The organism is Streptomyces sp. NBC_01214, assembly GCF_026340975.1.
Taxonomy (GTDB): Bacteria; Actinomycetota; Actinomycetes; order Streptomycetales; family Streptomycetaceae; genus Streptomyces.
In genome coordinates this window covers 3,931,384-3,946,408 of the sequence record NZ_JAPEOS010000001.1, presented here as the reverse complement: position 1 = coordinate 3,946,408, position 15,025 = coordinate 3,931,384, and the positions used below count along the sequence as shown (strand labels likewise).

The window sequence follows — 15,025 nt, the reverse complement described above, 5'->3', positions numbered from 1 at the left end:
CGGATCCTCATCCCAGTTCGAGGCTGGTCACCCCGAAGAGCTCCGAGAGGGCGAGGTCCGGCGCCGGGCCGGTGTACATCCGGGCGGTCTCGAAGGCCGGGGCCAGGCCGAGGCGTTCGAAGAGCGCGGCGGCCGCCGGGTTGGCGTCCGGTACGTCCACGGACACCACCCCGTCGGGGGCGTGCCGGGCCAACTCCCGCAGCAGGGAGGCCGCCACCGCCGGGGTGGCCGCATAGAGCGGGCCGATCCGGTGGGCGGCGCTGGAGGGGCGGATCACGCCGAGACCCTCGATGTGGCCGTCCCGGACGGCGGCCAGGGCGGTGCGGCCGGGCAGCCCGGTCCAGGCGGACAGGAAGGCGTCCCGCGGCGCGGGGAAGAACCGCCGGTCGTAGGCGGCGAGCCGGCCGAAGGGCAGGGTGCCCGCGTCCACGACCTCGACCGCGCCGTCCTCGCCCCCCTGTGGGGCACCTTCGTAGCGGAAGTTGTTCCAGGCCGGACGGAAGCCCGATTTACGGTAGTTGGCCTGCTGGTCGACGACCCCGTCCAAGCCCACGAGCCGCCCGTCGAGCCGTTCCATCCCGGCGCGCCACAGCCGGATGCCGTACCCCTGGCCGCGGACGGCCGGCCGGGCGATGTAGAAGCCGATGAAGCCGAAGCCCGCGCCGTACCGCACGGCGGAGATGCAGGCCACCGGCTCGCCGTCCAGCCGCCCGACGAGGAACCCCTCCGGGTCGGCGACCGCGAAGGCGAACCGGTCCGAGTCCCCCGGGTTCCAGCCCTCCTCGTCGGCCCAGTCGCGGATCAGCCTCATGTCGGCGGCGCTCGCACCGACGATCTCGAATCCCGTCATGCCGGTGTTGTACCAGATGGGGCCGGTGTGCGCAGGGGTGCCTCATGAGCCGTCAGAAGGCGGACGAACGCGGCCTGATCGGCCTCCCGGTGGAGGTCGCTGACCTGCCCGTCCCCCACTTCGACGACGCGCCAGACCCCGTCCGCGCGCAGCGCGAGGTCGGTGGTCACGAAGGGGCAGCCCAGCGCCTCGACTGCCGCCCGGACCGGTTCGAGGGCCGACTCGAGGGCCGGTTCCGGGACCTCGCTGACCGGGCTGTCGGGGTGGGCGGTGACCAGCCGCGGCACCCCGTCCCGCCACCACACCCGTACCTCCGCGGCCGTCGCCTCCGGCGTGACGAACTGCTCGAAGGCCCGCACCACCACCCCGCCCGCCAGGAACTCGCCCTGTAGTTCGACGAAGCGGGCGACCACGCGGTGCAGCGCGGCCCGGTCGGCGAGGTCGGGCACGTAACAGGCCTCGTCCCACTCGTGCTTGCGGGACTTCACGTAGTCCTTGACGACGCCGGCTCCCGGCGGCAGGCCCGCCACCAGGGCCGCGAGGCCCTCCGAGTCCGGGACCGCCCCCGGCACCGCCGGCAACCAGCCGCTGACCGGGGTCAGGCCCGCGAAGGACTCGTACCAGCCGGGGAGTTCGTGCGCCCTGCGGTACGCCTCCGGGGTGACGACCAGCTCGCCACCGCGTCGACGCAGCGCCGCGTCCAGTGCGGCGTAATGGCCCGACGGGATCATCCAGCCGCGGTACCAGACGGCTCCGGTCCCCTCCGGCACGCGTGCGACGGCCCGTTCGGCGTCACCGGCCAGCAGTGCGTCGTGGTCGATGAGCAGGGCGGTGCCCCCGGCGTCGCGCAACTGCCGGGCCTGCGCCGCGAAGTGGGCGTCGGCCCGGCGCTCGTTCAACGGGTCGCGGCAGTAGAGGACGGTGGTGGTCGCGGTTGTCGTAGCCATGCACCCACCCTATGAGCGGCCCCGTCGATCACCGTACGGACTTCAGCCCGCGCAGATCACGTCGTCGAGCCGGATGGGGTTGGAGTCCAGACGTACGTACGCGGTGAAGGTGTCGGTAGTGCCGGAGGCCCAGTGGGTGGTCACGGTGGCCCAACCCACCGAGGCCATCTTCGCGACGGTGACCGGGCCGACGCTGATGTCCTGAGGCTCCTCCTGGGAGCAGAGCAGGACGTCGACCTCCTCATTGACCTGCTGTCTCTCCTTGAGGATCTGCGAGACCTGGTTCTCCCGGTCCTGATCGGAAGGACCGTGGTCACCGTAGAAGCCGATGAGGAACTCGCTGATCTGGGCGGCGGTGTGTCCCCTCCCCACGACGGCGGCGGGCGCGGCGAACGCGGGAACGGACGGCGTGATCGGGAGCGCGAGCAGGGGCAGCAGCAGGGCACCGAGGCGGTACGGCGTGAGCATCATGTCCGGTCTTGTACCCGCCGGGCCGTCGGATCGGGAGGGCGGGGCCCGGATCTCACTCCAGTGGGGGTCGGGATTCACCGCAGAAACGACCCTCCGGCGGGTGCGCGGAAATGGGCTCGCGGGCTGCCCGTACCCGTACGTAGGGTCGGTGCATGGGGAAGCCACTTGTCGCAGTGTTCAGCGGGGCCGGAATGTCGACCGACTCCGGAATTCCGGACTACCGGGGGCCCCAGGGCCTGTGGCGGCAGGATCCCGACGCCGAGAAGCTCGTGACCTACGCGTACTACATGGCCGATCCGGAGATCCGGCGCCGCTCCTGGCTGATGCGCGCCGAGATCGGCGCGCTCGGAGCACGGCCGAACGCCGCGCACCTGGCCGTGGCGGAGTTGGAGCGCGGTGGCACCCCGGTGCGGGTGATCACCCAGAACGTGGACGGGCTGCACCAGCTCGCCAAAATGCCCGACCGCAAGGTGTTCGAGCTGCACGGCAGCGCCCGGTCGGTGGTGTGCACGGCCTGCCACGCCCGATCGGGCATGGACGAGGCGCTGGCCCGGGTGGCCGCCGGGGAACCGGATCCCGCCTGCCTGGTGTGCGGCGGGATCCTCAAGTCGGCGACCGTGATGTTCGGCCAGCATCTCGACCCCGAGGTACTGGGGCAGGCGATCGCCGTGGCCAAGGGGTGCCAGGTCTTCATCGCCGTCGGGTCGACCCTGCAGGTGCAGCCCGCCGCGTCGCTCGCCGGGATGGCCGCGGAGGCCGGGGCCCGGCTGATCATCGTGAACGCGGAGGAGACCCCGTACGACCCGCTGGCCGACGAGATCGTCCGCGAGCCGATCGGCACCGCCCTGCCGGCCCTGCTGGCCAGGTTCACCTCGCCCTAGCCCCGGTTCTAGGTCCTGTCGTCACAGTGGCGTCGGCCGAGCCCGCAGCGTCCGGTGCCACGGGGTCTCCCCAGGCCCGCAGGGCCGAGGGGCAACCCGGGGGGTCCCCCGGACGGAGCCCGGGGGATCAGGTGCGCCGCCGGGCGGCGCGGGCCCGACGGGACGTTGACGGCAGGGCCTAGCCCGCGTCCGCCGCCCGGCGCATGTCCGCCACGTCCAGCTTCTTCATCTGCATCATGGCGGCGGTGGCCCGGGCGGCCCGCCCGGGGTCCGGGTCGGCGATCAGGTCGATGGCGCCCGGCGGAATGACCTGCCAGGACACGCCGAACCTGTCCTTGACCCAGCCGCAGACGCCCTCCTCGCCACCGTCCCCGGTCAGCGCGTCCCAGTAGTAGTCCGCCTCCGCCTCGTCGGCGCAGCGGATCTGGAAGGAGATCGCCTCGGTGAAGGGGAACTGCGGGCCGCCGTTGAGGCCGATGAACTGCTGGCCGTTGATCTCGAACTCCACGACCATCACGGAGCCGGCCGGGCCGGGGCCCGCCTCCGTGTACCGGCCGATCCGGCCGAGCTTGCCGTCCTTGAAGACGGACAGGTAGTAGTCGGCGGCCGCTTCCGCGTTGCCGTCGAACCACAGACACGTGGTGAATCCCTTGCCGCTCATTTCTGCCTCCGGGCCGGTGGATGGACGGTGGACACCGTCCCTCACATACAGACCGGCCCCGGACCCGAAATTCATCGGTGGGTCCGGGGCCGGTCCGCATTCAGCCGGTAATTCGCCCGTTCGGCTTACTTGGCGGGCTCCGCGCCCATCGCGAGCATGCGCTCGACGACGCGCTCGGCGGCGTTGCCCTCGTCCAGGTCGCAGAACTCGGCGCGGAACGCCGCCCGCGCCCCGGCGTACTCCGCCCCGACCGCGTCCGCGTTGCGCACGGCCTCGATCAGGCTCGCCGAGTCCGCGAGCAGCGGTCCCGGGGCCTTCGCCTCCAGGTCGAAGTTGAAGCCGCGCAGCGTGCCGCGGTAGTGCTCCAGGTCGTACGTGAAGAGCAGGATCGGCCGGTCGGTGTGCGCGAAGTCGAACATCGCGGAGGAGTAGTCCGAGATCAGCACGTCGGCGACCAGCAGCAGGTCGGTCGCGTCGGGCCAGCGGGACACGTCGACGACGAATCCGTCGCGGACGCCGTCGCGGACCTGCTCCGTCACGTGGTGGTGGCTACGGATCAGCAGGACGTGGTCCTCGCCCAGCTCACGGCGGGCCTGGTCCAGGTCGATCCGCAGATCGAGCTTGTAGCCGCCCGAGAAGCCCTCGTTGTTCTCGCGCCACGTGGGCATGTAGAGGACGACCTTCTTGCCCTCGGGCAGGCCGAGCCGGCGGCGGACCTCTGCGATCCGCTGCGCGTCGGGCCGCACCAGCGCGTCCGTACGCGGGGCGCCCGCCTCGATGACCTCGCCGTCGTAGCCGAGGGCGCGCTTGAGGAGGGGCGTGGCGTAGGAGCTCGGGGAGGCGAGCAGGGTCCACTGGGCGCTGTCGTGCTCCAGCCCCTCCAGGATCTCCGGGCTCGTGTAGTAGTCGTGGACGAAGTCGTGGCCGATCTCCTTGATCGGCGTCCCGTGCCAGGTCTGTACGACGACCTGGCCGGCGCGGCGCTCGAAGCGCCCCGGCACGGTGTCGTTGGTCACGAAGTAGCGGGCGCGGGCCATCACCTCCCACGACTCCACGCTGTTGTACTGCACGGCGCGGGCGGTCTCCGGGACCTCGGTCTGGCCGTCGCGGACCAGCCAGAGGTGCTCCAGCTTCTCGCCTCGGCGCACCAGTTCCTCGTGGATGGCGCGCGGCGAGTCGCCGGAGCCCTGCCCGTGGTGGGCGTCGTAGACGACGATGTCCTTGACCGGCAGGGCGCGCTGCGCCGGGTAGGTCTCGAAGCGGGCCACGCGCTGGGCGTAGTTGGAGCGGTCGTGCGGGCTGATCAGCGGGTCGGCGACCAGCACCATGCGGTCGTAGAAGCGGGTCTCGACCCGCATCCGGCGGCCCTGCACGGTGAGCGGGTGCGGCCCGGCGAAGAGCAGCCCGGGGCCCATCTGTACGGGGGCGCCGCGGTCGACACCGAGCAGTCCGGCGGTGGTCCCGCCCTGGGCGACCGGCCGCATCGTCGGCCACCAGCGGCCCTCGGGGAGCGTGGTGAGGCCGGCGTACGCCTCGGCGAGCACGGGCCGGAAGACGGCCTCGAAGGCGTCGCCGTCGCGGGTGACGGGGTAGCTGAACTCCACGCCGTTCGCGTTGTGCAGGACCAACTCGTACGGCTCGTCGGTCGGCGCGACGAAGCGGCCCCGCAGGGTGAGGGTGCCGTCTTCGGCGGCGACCCCGTCGACCAGCGGCGGGGAGGGCTGTACGGAGAGGGTCAGGTGTCCGGTGTTTCCGCGCTTGGCGAAGAGGGAGCGGCCGCCGTCCGCACCGGGCAGGGGCAGGACCAGGCCGTCGAATCCACCGCGCTCGTCGTGCACCATGCGGTGCTCGGTGCCGTCGGGACCGATGGCGGAGAGGCTCCAGGGCTCGGGGGCCCACTCGCCGGGCTCGCACTCGGCGTCCGGTACGGCGGCCAGGTCGGCCAGCGGGACGCGGGCGGTGAACGAGGCCCGGTCGGCGCCGGACGCCGCGCTCTCCAGCGGGAAGGAGAGCACCGTGCCCGTGGTGACGTGGACGGCCTGCAGCGCGGTGGATCCGACCGCCTCGGCGGAGAGTTCGCCGACGATCTCGACGGCGTCGTCACCCGCGGCGTGGACGTCCAGGGCGCGGGCGCGAACGATCTCCACCTGGATGGTGAGGGCGCCGGAGACCGTCGGGACGATCCGGACGTCGGGGGCCACCCAGTGCGGGGGCGGGTTCTGGCCGGTGTCGTTCTCCCCGCCGCGCAGGCGGGCGCGGTGCAGCCCGCCTGCGCCGGTGACGGCGATGGACGTGGTCCATATGCCCTGGTTCCACTTGCCGCCCGACTGGAAGATCGAGGGGTCGACGACGGCCGTGAAGCCGGCCCAGTCGGCGTGTCGCAGGGCGAGGTGCGGGGCCTTCACCGTGGCCATCGGGGAGGCGACGGTACGGGTGCTCACGACGGAGCGCTTGCGCTTGTTGCCCTCGCGGAAGACCAGCATCTTGCGGGAACCGAGGCGGCTCTCCGCACCGAGGTGGCCGGGCAGGGCGTAGCCGCGCAGCAGCAGCTTGCCGTCGGCCCAGGTGGCCTGCTCCAGGCGGCTGACGACGCGACGCTCGCGCGGACCGAGGGTGAGGATCTTGGCCGGAACCGGCGGACGGCCCTGCAGGAAGGGGTAATCCGCCTGCGGGCGGGCGAGGCCCTTGACCGGCACGCTGTAGCTGTAGTCGCGCTGGTGGTGCTGGAGCGCGATGAAGTCCTCGACGCGGCCTTCGCCGGCCAGGTACGCCTTGAGCCGGTCCGCGACGGTCAGGTCGGACCAGGGGCCGGTGCCGATCTCGCGGACGAGACCGCCGACCTCCTTGACGAACGCGGCGCGGAAGTCGGGGCCGCCCTCGCCGACGTACTTGTAGATGAGCGGGAGTTCCTCGCTCAGCACGTTGTGGTCGTAGTCGCGCAGGTAACGGGCGTACTTGGCGCCCTGCTTGGCCTTGAGGGACTCGCGGACCAGGCGGACGGACTTCACGCGGTCGATGAGGGAGATCGGGTCGGTGGAGCGCTGGGTGATCGAGCGCTCGCCGGTCTCGCGGACGCGCCAGTGGTAGACGCAGTCGCTGATGATGTCGACGCTGGAGGCGAAGTAGTGCGCGGGGATGCTGACCGGGGCGTCCTCGTAGAGGATGCCCTCCGGGTACTGGAAGCCGTGCCGGTCCCAGAAGCTGCGCCGGTAGACCTTGTTCCACGCGGTGCGGTCGGTGACCAGCGCCGGGAACTTCGAGATGTGGGTCTTCAGCTGGGTGCGGGCGAAGGCGGCACGGTGTCCCCAGGACTGCTGCATGCCGACGGAGCGGAAGCGCTTCACGTTGCCGCCCGCGAAGTCCGAACCCGTCTCGTCGAGCGCCTCGATGAGACGCTGGTAGGCGTAGTCGGGCATCGTGTCGTCACTGTCGACGAAGGCCAGGTACTCACTGTCCTTGTCGGCGTGACGGGCGCCCACGTTGCGGGCCGCACCGAGGCCCGCATTGTCCTGCATCACGACGCGGAAGCGCTTGTCCTTGGCGGCGAACGCCTTGGCTATGACGGCGCTCGTGTCCGTGGACCCGTCGTCCACGAGAATGACTTCGAAGTCTTCGAAGGTCTGGGATGCGATGGATTCCAGGCACTCGTCGAGGTAGAGCTCGACGTTGTAGACGGGGACGACGATGCTCAGGCGCGGCGGCATGGGTGGCGGTTTCTCCAGCGTTTTATGCTTTGTCGATGATCAGCTGCTCACAGCATCCTACTCTGTAACAGAGTCATAAACTCCACCCATATGGGGCATACGAAGCCAACCGCCAGGGCGGACGGCAAAGAATTCAGCCGTCCGCCACTTCGGCGATGCGGTTGGAGGCGGCCTGACCCTGCCCGGTGGGGCCGGTCAGACCTCCAGGTCCGCTTCGATCTTCTTCAGTTGATGCCGGGCCATCGCGAGGTTGGCCCGCCCCTTGTCGAGGGCCAGGTAGAGGAAGAAGCCCGTGGAACCGCGGGCCTTCATCAGCCGGATCAGGTGGTACTGACTGCCGAGGGTGATGAGGATGTCCTCGATCTCGTCCTTGAGGCCGAGCATCTCCATCGTGCGGACCTTGGCGCGCACCACGTCCGTGTTGCCCGCCGCCGCGACCGCGAGGTCGAGGTCCTTGCCGCCCCCGATCGTGCCGAGGGCCATGCCGCTGCCGTAGTCGACGAGCGCGGCACCGATCGCGCCTTCGATCGTGGTGGTGGCTTCCTTGAGTGCGGTCTCCACATTGACCATGAGAGGGTCCTCTTTCTCGTTTCTCTATGACTGGGACGTGAGGGACGTGTGACTGGCTGTAGCTGGATGTGGCTGTGGCGGCACGCGCCGGACGTGTCGGGCCCTGCCGCCGGCCGGAACGCGCATCACCCGGGCGGGGCTCCGGGACCCCGGCGCCCGAGGGTGTGGTCGATCAGTTCTGCTATCCGGAGACTCGAGCGCCGGGCTTCCAGGTGGAGGCGTCCGACGTTGACGCGCGGCTCGGCGGTCAGGGTGAGGACCGCCGCCAGGCCCGCCGCGTAGGTGGCGACGTACCCGTCCTCACCGCGCACGAGCAGTTCGCGGAAGGCGCCCTGACCGGTGCAGTCGCTGAGGCGCTGGGCCACCCCGAGGGCGGCGGCGGTCAGCGCCGCGACGGACTCGGCCTCGGCGGCGGCGCTGTCCTGGGCGAGCACGAATCCGTCGGCGCTCGCGGCGAGGGCACCGGTGAGCTGGGGTACCCGGGCCCGCAGCCTGCGGAGCTCGGCGAGTATCTCGGCCTCCGTCTCGGGGGGCACCGTACTCATGTCGGCCTTTCTCCTTTCGGGCTGCCTTCGCTCGGAGCGGTCGGCGCGCAGGGCCGGTCGCAGCGGGAGCCTCACAGACTTGCCTCCAGTGCGTCGCGTAACCGGCGGAGCAGCGCCACGTCCGGGGGTTGGGCCTCGGTCATCCAGTCGGGCAGGGGCGCCACGGCCGGTGGCGGGGCCGGGGTGTGCGGGGTCTCGACCAGTCCGGCCGCGGCCAGGCGCCGTACGTCGAGCAGGGTGTGGAAGGCGGGCCGGCCCAGGACCCACGCGAGGTCGGCCGGGGTGCGCAGGCCGTCGGCCTGGCCCAGCAGGGTCCGCTGCCGGGAGGTGATCGTCTGGCCCGGCGCGGCCGCCCGGGGTACGACCGGGGAGGTGTCCAGCAGGGGGTACGGCCAGACCGCGTCGAGCAGGTCCCGGCGGCGCCGGGTCTCCCGTTCGACGGCGGCGGCGGGAACGGAACGGACGGAGCCGATCCAGTGGGTGGCCCCGCGGCGGAAGCGGGAGGGCCCGCTGCCCGGGGAGAGTGCGAAGAAGGCGGCGTCGAATATGGCGGCGAGGTGGCATATCTCCAGCTCCCCGCCGGCGAGCCCGCCGCTGTCCACGAGGAAGCGGGCGACCTCGCCCCGGGCACCTGCCCGGTCCACGGCCTCGCGCCAGCGCTCGGGGGCGAGGCCGCCGCCGGTGGTGAGCAGTACGTCGAGACCGGGGGTGGCCGGGCTCTCCGCGTGGACTATTCGTCCGTCCTCCAGGAAGAGGGTGCCGCGGTCGCGGAGCAGGGCGCCGGTGGCGCGCTCCGCGGCGAGTCGGGTGAGAAGGGGGGAGACTGCGGCGAAGGCGTTCGCGGCCGTGGCGGTGGCCGGGGTGGTCATCTGAGAACCAGCCCCTCCGCCAGGGCACGGAGCCTGTGGCGCGCGAGGGCGAGATTGCCGTCCACGCGGTCGAGCCACAGGTGCAGGAATACGCTGCTGTCGAAGCTCGTCTCGACGAAGCGCAGTACGTGGTATCCAGTGCGGGTGGTGACGATCAGATCCTCGACAGGCGGGCCGGCCGGTAAGCCGGCGGACGAACCGGCGGAGGGAACGGCTCCGCCACCGTGTGCCGGGTCGGTTTCCGCCGGGGCGAAGGACTCGTACTCGGCTGCCGCCCGAGCCAGTTCGGCGGTCTCGGCGGCGGTGGTCTCGTGGTCACCCACGGGCGACTCCCCCGCGGTGCCGAGGGCCAGTCCGCTGCTCCAGTCGACCAGCGCGGCCCCACGCGCACCAGGCAGGGCCATGGCTTCGAGCAGGCATTCGTCGATCCCGGGCACGCGGGCTCCCCTCCCGGCCGGACGTGCTGAGTGCACGGTCGTACGGCGCGACAGGAGGGAACTTACTCAAGTTCCACTGTACGAAAGGGCGTTCTGGCATTTTCCGCTGGAACATGCCAGGAAGGGTGCGAGAGCTTGGCCGGAACGCGTCGGAATTTGATCACGACGCGAGCGGAAGATCGTCCGCGAGGCGGAACGACCCTCCCTCGCGCTGCACGTAGCCCTCATGGGTGAGGGTGCGCAGCAGGTGGTAGACGGTGGGCAGGGGGATGCCGGTGAGCCGGGCGAGCCTCTTGGCCGTCACCCCGCCTTCCGCGGACATCGCTTCCAGGAGGCGCAGTGCGCGCTGCACGGAGCCGATCAGGGTGGGTGTGCTGTCCTTCTGACTGTGGTCGCTGCCCATGACTAGTCCCCCTGCTCCGGTACGAGGCCTGGCAAACCCATCAAAGTGGCTCACTGGGCGCAAAACCAGCGGACTCGCGTAAACCTGAGCATAAGATCACCGCATCCCGGCCCCGGCGCGGAGCGCTAGCGCGTGCAGGTCACGTACGCGGGGAGCGGGGTGTCGGCGATCAGGTGGCGCGGCAGGGACAGCCCGAAGCGGCGTTCCACGACGGCGAGGGTGTGGCGGTCGCGGTCCGCGTCCGCCTCGTCGGCCGGACGGGCGCACGCGCCCTCCGGGGTGAGGATCCCGGCCGCGATCAGCTCCGGGAGTAGGAAGTCCGGCCGGTGGCCGCCGCGCCAGCACTCCTCGCCGAGGGCGAAGCAGCACACCAGCTCGCCGTCCCGGGCGTACGCGAACTGCTTGGGCGGGTGGTCGGACTGCGGGTCGAGGTGGACTGCCTCCACACCGCCCCGAGAGACCTCGGCGAGCCGTTCCGCTCCGGCCGGCTGACCGTGTTCGACGGCGAAGGCCCAACCGCCCCACCTGCCGACCCGGGCCACGCCGTCGCCGTCCACGGTCTCGGTGACCATGCTCCAGGCGTCGAACGCGCCCAGCGGCCCCGGGCGCAGGCCCGGCAGCGCGCCGAGCCGCGCGGCGAGTTCGTCGGGGGCTATCCCCCGGGCGAAGGTCAGGCCGACGAACCACTGGTCCCAGTCGGCCAGCCATCGGATCCCGACCGTCACGCCCTCTGCTGTGTCCGCCATGTCCGCACTCCCCACGGTTTGCCCACCCCGCCGGTGCTTGTTCACCGGCACGATAGTCAGTCCGCGGGCTTCTCCGGGAGGAGGCGCTCGACCATCGTCCGAATGAGCCCGTGCGCCGGGTGCGCATCCAGCATGGCGGGCGCGGTCAGGTCGTCCACGATCAGACCGAGCATCGCCAGGTACATCAGGACCACGCCCTGCCGGTCCCCCGGCAGGCCCGCGTCCAGGTGCCACCTGATGTTGGCCTCCAGCTCCAGGCCCTGGAAGGACGCGAGCTCCGCCTGGAGCTCGGGGCGCCGGGTGCCCTCCAGCCGGAGCTCCAGCATGGCGATGTGCACACTGCGTTCGCCCCGCATCCGTTCGAGGAGCCGGGTGAGCAGGACCTCGGTGTCCAGCGGGCCCTCGAGGTCCGCCGGGTCCGGGACCAGCCGCTCCCTGGTGCGGTGCAGGATCTGCACGAGCAGCTGGGAGCGGTTGGCGAAGTAGTTCGAGGCGGTGCCGATGGGCACGCCCGCCTCTGCGTCAACCGCGCGCAGGGTCAGGCCGCGCGAGCCCTCGCGCGCCAGGACTTCGATGGCGGCGTCGAGCAGTGCGGCGCGGCGCTGCGGGTTCTGGCGCATGGGCGGGTCCCTGGGTGTGGAGCGGCACATCGGGTGATCACTACAGGTGCAGTGATTCGCACACGGTAGCGGACGTGCCCGGTCCGGCCCCTCCCCACCACCCCCTCCCCCGTGTCAGGCTGCGCGTCATGGAGCGGATCATCGAGGAGATACGCGAGGACCTGTCCCGCCGGATCGCCGTGGCGGCGGACCGGCTCACCGATCGGACGCTGGCCGAGGACCCCGCCTACGCCGCCCTGCTCGGCCGGGCCGAGCTGCGCGAGCGGATCCACCACTCCCTCCGCCAGGCCGTCGAGGGGTTGCTCCGCAGCTCCCGGGGCCTGCCGGTGGAGCTCGCCGACGCCCGGGCCGTCGGCGCGCTCCGCGCCGAGCAGGGGCTGCCGCTCACCTCCCTCCTGCGCACCTACCGCCGCGGCGGTCGACTGCTCTGGCAGAGCCTCACGGAGGCCGTGACCGCGCACGACCGGGCGGCGCTGCCCCGGCTACTCCCCGGCGCGACCGCATTGTGGGACGTACTGGACCAGATGACGGACGCCGTGACGGAGTCGTACCGCCGGGCGGAGGCCGCGCACGGCGAGCGGGACCGGGAGCACCGGGCGGCTCTGCTCGACGTGCTGCTCGACGGCGGGGTCGGGCCGTCGGCCGCGGCCCCTTCCGCGCCCGCGGAAGTCGCGGCCGCGGAAGCGGCCGCCGCACGGCTGGGGCTGCCGGAGCGGGGCCGTTTCACGGTGGTCGTTCTGGCCGCCGACCCGTCCGGCGCACCGGTCGCACCGGTCGCCTGGGAGCCCGGAGCCGCCTCCGCTCCGCGCGTGCTGTGGCGCATCCGCGCCGACGGGGAGATCGGCCTGGTGGAGCTGGGCCACCATCCGCTGGAGTCCGTACGGGAACTGCTCGCGCCCCTCGGGGTGCGCGCCGGGGTCGGTCCGGTCGTCGCTGCGCCGACCGAGGTGGCCCGGGCGCACCGGCTGGCCGCCCTCGCGCTGCGCACCGCCCCCGAATCCGAGGGCCCGCGCACCGCACTGCTGGACGAACGGCTACCGGCGGCGCTGGTCGCGGCCCAGGCCGAGCTCGCCGGCCGGCTGCGCCAGGTGGTGCTCGGTCCGGTGCTCGCGCTACCCGCGCAGGACCGGCGGACGCTCCTGACCACCCTGGGCACCTGGCTGGCCTGCCGGGGCTCGACCACGGACGCCGCGCAGCGGTTGTACTGCCACCGCAACACCGTGTCCAACCGGCTGCGGCGCCTGGAGCAGCTCACCGGCCGCTCCCTGTCCGACCCCGGGCAGGTGGTGGAGCTGGCGCTGGCGCACGCGGCGGTGCTGCAGCGCGTCGGAGCGGAACCCGCTACCCGTCCCGCCGCGCCGGATCCGCGGCCCTCGCGGACTCCAGGAGGTACGGCACGTCGATCACCGCGACGCCCGGAGTGAACAGCAGTCGCGCCTTCAGCCGCAGGGCGTTCTGGTTGTGCAGGGGCTGCTCCCACCAGCGGCCCACCACGTACTCGGGGATGACCACCGACAGCATGTCCGTCCGGGAGCCGGCGGCCAGTTCCTCGACGTGGGCCATGATCGGGCCCACCACCTCCCGGTACGGCGAGTGCAGGATCTTCAGCGGCAGGCCGGTGTCGTGCGCGGTCCACGCCTCGCGCAGCCGGGTCGCCTCCTGCTCGTCCGCAGCGACGGTGACCGCCGTCAGGGTGTCCGGGCGCAGGCCCTGCGCGTAGCCGATGGCCTTGAGCGTCGGGGCCTGCACGGCGGCGACGAGGACCAGGACGTGGTGGCGGGCGGGCCTGCGCGGGGTGGCGTCGGGGGCGATGGCGACCTGCCGGGCGACCTGGTCGTAGTGGCGGCGGACGCCCTTCATGCCGAGGAAGAGCAGCGGCATGGCGATGACGACCAGCCAGGCGCCGTGGGTGAACTTGGTGAGCAGGACGATGACCAGGACCAGGGCGGTCAAGGTGGCGCCGACGGCGTTGATGGCGAGCCTGCGGTGGATGTGGATCCGCTCCTCCCGCGGAGTGGCGGGCGAGGCGAGCGCTGTGCGCCAGTGCCGGACCATGCCCGACTGGGAGAGGGTGAAGGAGACGAAGACGCCGATGATGTAGAGCTGGATGAGGCGGGTCAGTTCGGCGTCGAAGGCCACGATGAGGGCGATGGCGGCGAGCGCGAGGAGCACGACGCCGTTGGAGTAGACGAGCCGGTCGCCGCGGTTGAAGAGCTGGCGGGGCGCGTACCGGTCCTTGGCCAGGATCGAGGCGAGCATCGGGAAGCCGTTGAAGGCGGTGTTCGCGGCGAGGATCAGGACGCCCGCGGTGACGGCCTGGAGCAGGTAGAAGAGGAAGTTCCAGCTGCCGAAGGTGGCGCGGCCGATCTGGGCGAGGGCGGTGGAGGTCGCGGTGCCCGGGGGCAGGCCCAGTTCGGTGGGATCGGCCGCGACGTGCACCTGGTACGACATGGCGAGGGCGGTGATGCCGACGAACATCGTCACGGAGAGCACGCCCATCGCGGCGAGCGTGGTCGCGGCGTTGTCCGCCTTGGGCTTGCGGAAGGCGGGGACGCCGTTGCTGATGGCCTCGACGCCGGTGAGGGCGGTGCATCCGGAGGCGAAGGCGCGCATCGTCAGGAAGACCAGGGCGAGTCCGGTGTAGGTGTCGACCGGGATGATGGGGAGGTCGGCGGACTCGGCGCGGATGGTGTCGCCGGTCCCGAGCCGTACGGCGGCGACGGCGAACATGAGGTAGATGACGAGGACGAAGCCGTAGGTGGGGATGGCGAAGACGCGGCCCGACTCCCGTACGCCGCGCAGGTTCATCAGGGTCAGCAGCACCACGAAGGCGACGGACAGGACCACTTCGTGGTCGCTGAGCGAGGGAACGGCCGAGGTGATCGCGGAGACGCCGGAGACGACGGACACCGCGACGGTCATCACGTAGTCGACGAGCAGGGCGCTGGCGGCGGTGAGCGCGGCGGACTGGCCGAGGTTCTCCGAGCTGACGACGTAGGCGCCGCCCCCGCCCGGGTAGGCGTGGCAGGTCTGCCGGTACGAGGCGACGACGACGATGAGCAGGAAGACGATGGCGGCGGCCGCGTACCAGGTGAGGTGCAGCAGTGTGACGCCGCCGAGGGCGAGGATCAGCAGGATCTCCTCGGTGGCGTAGGCCACGGAGGAGAGCGGGTCGCTACAGAAGATCGGCAGGGCGAGTCTTTTGGGCAGCAGGGTCTCGCCCAGGCGGGCGGTGTCGAGGGGCTCGCCGACCAGCACGCGTTTCACATTGATGCGCCTCATTCGGGCATGATCGTGCATTTGATTCATGCATCATCCCTT

At 71.8% G+C, this 15,025-nt stretch carries 14 protein-coding genes and 1 pseudogene; 2 read left to right on the top strand and 13 right to left on the bottom strand.

The window, feature by feature from the left end:
- Positions 1-7: 7 nt before the first annotated feature.
- The 3 genes from OG594_RS18475 to OG594_RS18465 are packed head-to-tail and all read right to left on the bottom strand — an operon-like array spanning position 8 to position 2,268.
- Entirely contained in the window at positions 8-850 is an 843-nt protein-coding gene (locus OG594_RS18475) for a GNAT family N-acetyltransferase (protein WP_266600259.1), read from the bottom strand.
- Positions 847-1,797 (bottom strand): ATP-grasp domain-containing protein, encoded by a 951-nt coding sequence (locus tag OG594_RS18470; RefSeq protein WP_266600257.1) that lies wholly within the window; start codon positions 1,795-1,797, stop codon positions 847-849. Before OG594_RS18470 ends, OG594_RS18475 begins: the two co-directional genes overlap by 4 nt.
- A gap of 42 nt (positions 1,798-1,839) precedes the next feature.
- Entirely contained in the window at positions 1,840-2,268 is a 429-nt protein-coding gene (locus tag OG594_RS18465; protein WP_266600255.1) for a hypothetical protein, read from the bottom strand.
- 152 nt (positions 2,269-2,420) lie between these two features.
- Here OG594_RS18465 and OG594_RS18460 point away from each other — a divergent pair, with 152 nt between their 5' ends.
- On the top strand, positions 2,421-3,149 hold the full coding sequence (locus OG594_RS18460; RefSeq protein WP_266600253.1) for a Sir2 family NAD-dependent protein deacetylase: 729 nt from the start codon (positions 2,421-2,423) through the stop codon (positions 3,147-3,149).
- Between the two features lie 178 nt (positions 3,150-3,327).
- On the opposite strand, the gene OG594_RS18455 is transcribed toward OG594_RS18460, so the two are convergent.
- The 9 genes and pseudogenes from OG594_RS18455 to OG594_RS18415 all read right to left on the bottom strand — a co-directional run bounded on the left by OG594_RS18455 (position 3,328) and on the right by OG594_RS18415 (position 11,704).
- The gene (locus tag OG594_RS18455) at positions 3,328-3,810 is read right to left on the bottom strand and encodes a VOC family protein (RefSeq protein WP_266600251.1); all 483 of its coding nucleotides are present in this window, start codon (positions 3,808-3,810) and stop codon (positions 3,328-3,330) included.
- Between the two features lie 125 nt (positions 3,811-3,935).
- The gene (locus tag OG594_RS18450) at positions 3,936-7,514 is read right to left on the bottom strand and encodes a bifunctional glycosyltransferase family 2 protein/CDP-glycerol:glycerophosphate glycerophosphotransferase (protein ID WP_266600249.1); all 3,579 of its coding nucleotides are present in this window, start codon (positions 7,512-7,514) and stop codon (positions 3,936-3,938) included.
- A 195-nt stretch (positions 7,515-7,709) separates the two neighbouring features.
- Complete coding sequence (locus tag OG594_RS18445; protein ID WP_150255694.1) at positions 7,710-8,084, bottom strand: hypothetical protein; 375 nt, start codon at positions 8,082-8,084, stop codon at positions 7,710-7,712.
- Between the two features lie 125 nt (positions 8,085-8,209).
- Positions 8,210-8,629, bottom strand: a complete 420-nt coding sequence (locus tag OG594_RS18440; RefSeq protein WP_266600241.1) for a roadblock/LC7 domain-containing protein — start codon at positions 8,627-8,629, stop codon at positions 8,210-8,212.
- 71 nt (positions 8,630-8,700) lie between these two features.
- Entirely contained in the window at positions 8,701-9,498 is a 798-nt protein-coding gene (locus tag OG594_RS18435) for a transcriptional regulator (protein WP_266600239.1), read from the bottom strand.
- A complete protein-coding gene (locus OG594_RS18430) occupies positions 9,495-9,935 on the bottom strand; it encodes a hypothetical protein (RefSeq protein ID WP_189742668.1) in 441 nt (146 codons plus the stop codon). Before OG594_RS18430 ends, OG594_RS18435 begins: the two co-directional genes overlap by 4 nt.
- Positions 9,936-10,122: 187 nt before the next feature.
- A pseudogene (locus OG594_RS18425) lies at positions 10,123-10,338 on the bottom strand (helix-turn-helix domain-containing protein); the annotation flags it as partial.
- Between the two features lie 125 nt (positions 10,339-10,463).
- A complete protein-coding gene (locus tag OG594_RS18420) occupies positions 10,464-11,084 on the bottom strand; it encodes a DUF6461 domain-containing protein (protein WP_266600235.1) in 621 nt (206 codons plus the stop codon).
- A 56-nt stretch (positions 11,085-11,140) separates the two neighbouring features.
- Entirely contained in the window at positions 11,141-11,704 is a 564-nt protein-coding gene (locus tag OG594_RS18415; protein ID WP_266600233.1) for a TetR/AcrR family transcriptional regulator, read from the bottom strand.
- 128 nt (positions 11,705-11,832) lie between these two features.
- On the opposite strand from OG594_RS18415, the gene OG594_RS18410 reads away from it, so the two are divergent.
- On the top strand, positions 11,833-13,128 hold the full coding sequence (locus OG594_RS18410; protein ID WP_266600231.1) for a helix-turn-helix domain-containing protein: 1,296 nt from the start codon (positions 11,833-11,835) through the stop codon (positions 13,126-13,128).
- Here the strand turns inward: OG594_RS18410 and OG594_RS18405 are convergent.
- The gene (locus OG594_RS18405) at positions 13,046-14,986 is read right to left on the bottom strand and encodes an APC family permease (RefSeq protein ID WP_266600229.1); all 1,941 of its coding nucleotides are present in this window, start codon (positions 14,984-14,986) and stop codon (positions 13,046-13,048) included. The genes OG594_RS18410 and OG594_RS18405 overlap by 83 nt on opposite strands.
- Between the last annotated feature and the right edge of the window lie 39 nt (positions 14,987-15,025).

Bases quoted from the DNA above. Each gene is read 5' to 3' on its own strand.
- OG594_RS18415 (WP_266600233.1), bottom strand. From the start codon at position 11,704: ATGCGCCAGAACCCGCAGCGCCGCGCCGCACTGCTCGACGCCGCCATC.
- OG594_RS18435 (WP_266600239.1), bottom strand. From the start codon at position 9,498: ATGACCACCCCGGCCACCGCCACGGCCGCGAACGCCTTCGCCGCAGTC.
- OG594_RS18410 (WP_266600231.1), top strand. From the start codon at position 11,833: ATGGAGCGGATCATCGAGGAGATACGCGAGGACCTGTCCCGCCGGATC.
- OG594_RS18465 (WP_266600255.1), bottom strand. From the start codon at position 2,268: ATGATGCTCACGCCGTACCGCCTCGGTGCCCTGCTGCTGCCCCTGCTC.
- OG594_RS18470 (WP_266600257.1), bottom strand. From the start codon at position 1,797: ATGGCTACGACAACCGCGACCACCACCGTCCTCTACTGCCGCGACCCG.
- OG594_RS18420 (WP_266600235.1), bottom strand. From the start codon at position 11,084: ATGGCGGACACAGCAGAGGGCGTGACGGTCGGGATCCGATGGCTGGCC.
- OG594_RS18445 (WP_150255694.1), bottom strand. From the start codon at position 8,084: ATGGTCAATGTGGAGACCGCACTCAAGGAAGCCACCACCACGATCGAA.
- OG594_RS18460 (WP_266600253.1), top strand. From the start codon at position 2,421: ATGGGGAAGCCACTTGTCGCAGTGTTCAGCGGGGCCGGAATGTCGACC.
- OG594_RS18455 (WP_266600251.1), bottom strand. From the start codon at position 3,810: ATGAGCGGCAAGGGATTCACCACGTGTCTGTGGTTCGACGGCAACGCG.
- OG594_RS18440 (WP_266600241.1), bottom strand. From the start codon at position 8,629: ATGAGTACGGTGCCCCCCGAGACGGAGGCCGAGATACTCGCCGAGCTC.
- OG594_RS18475 (WP_266600259.1), bottom strand. From the start codon at position 850: ATGACGGGATTCGAGATCGTCGGTGCGAGCGCCGCCGACATGAGGCTG.
- OG594_RS18405 (WP_266600229.1), bottom strand. From the start codon at position 14,986: ATGAGGCGCATCAATGTGAAACGCGTGCTGGTCGGCGAGCCCCTCGAC.
- OG594_RS18450 (WP_266600249.1), bottom strand. From the start codon at position 7,514: ATGCCGCCGCGCCTGAGCATCGTCGTCCCCGTCTACAACGTCGAGCTC.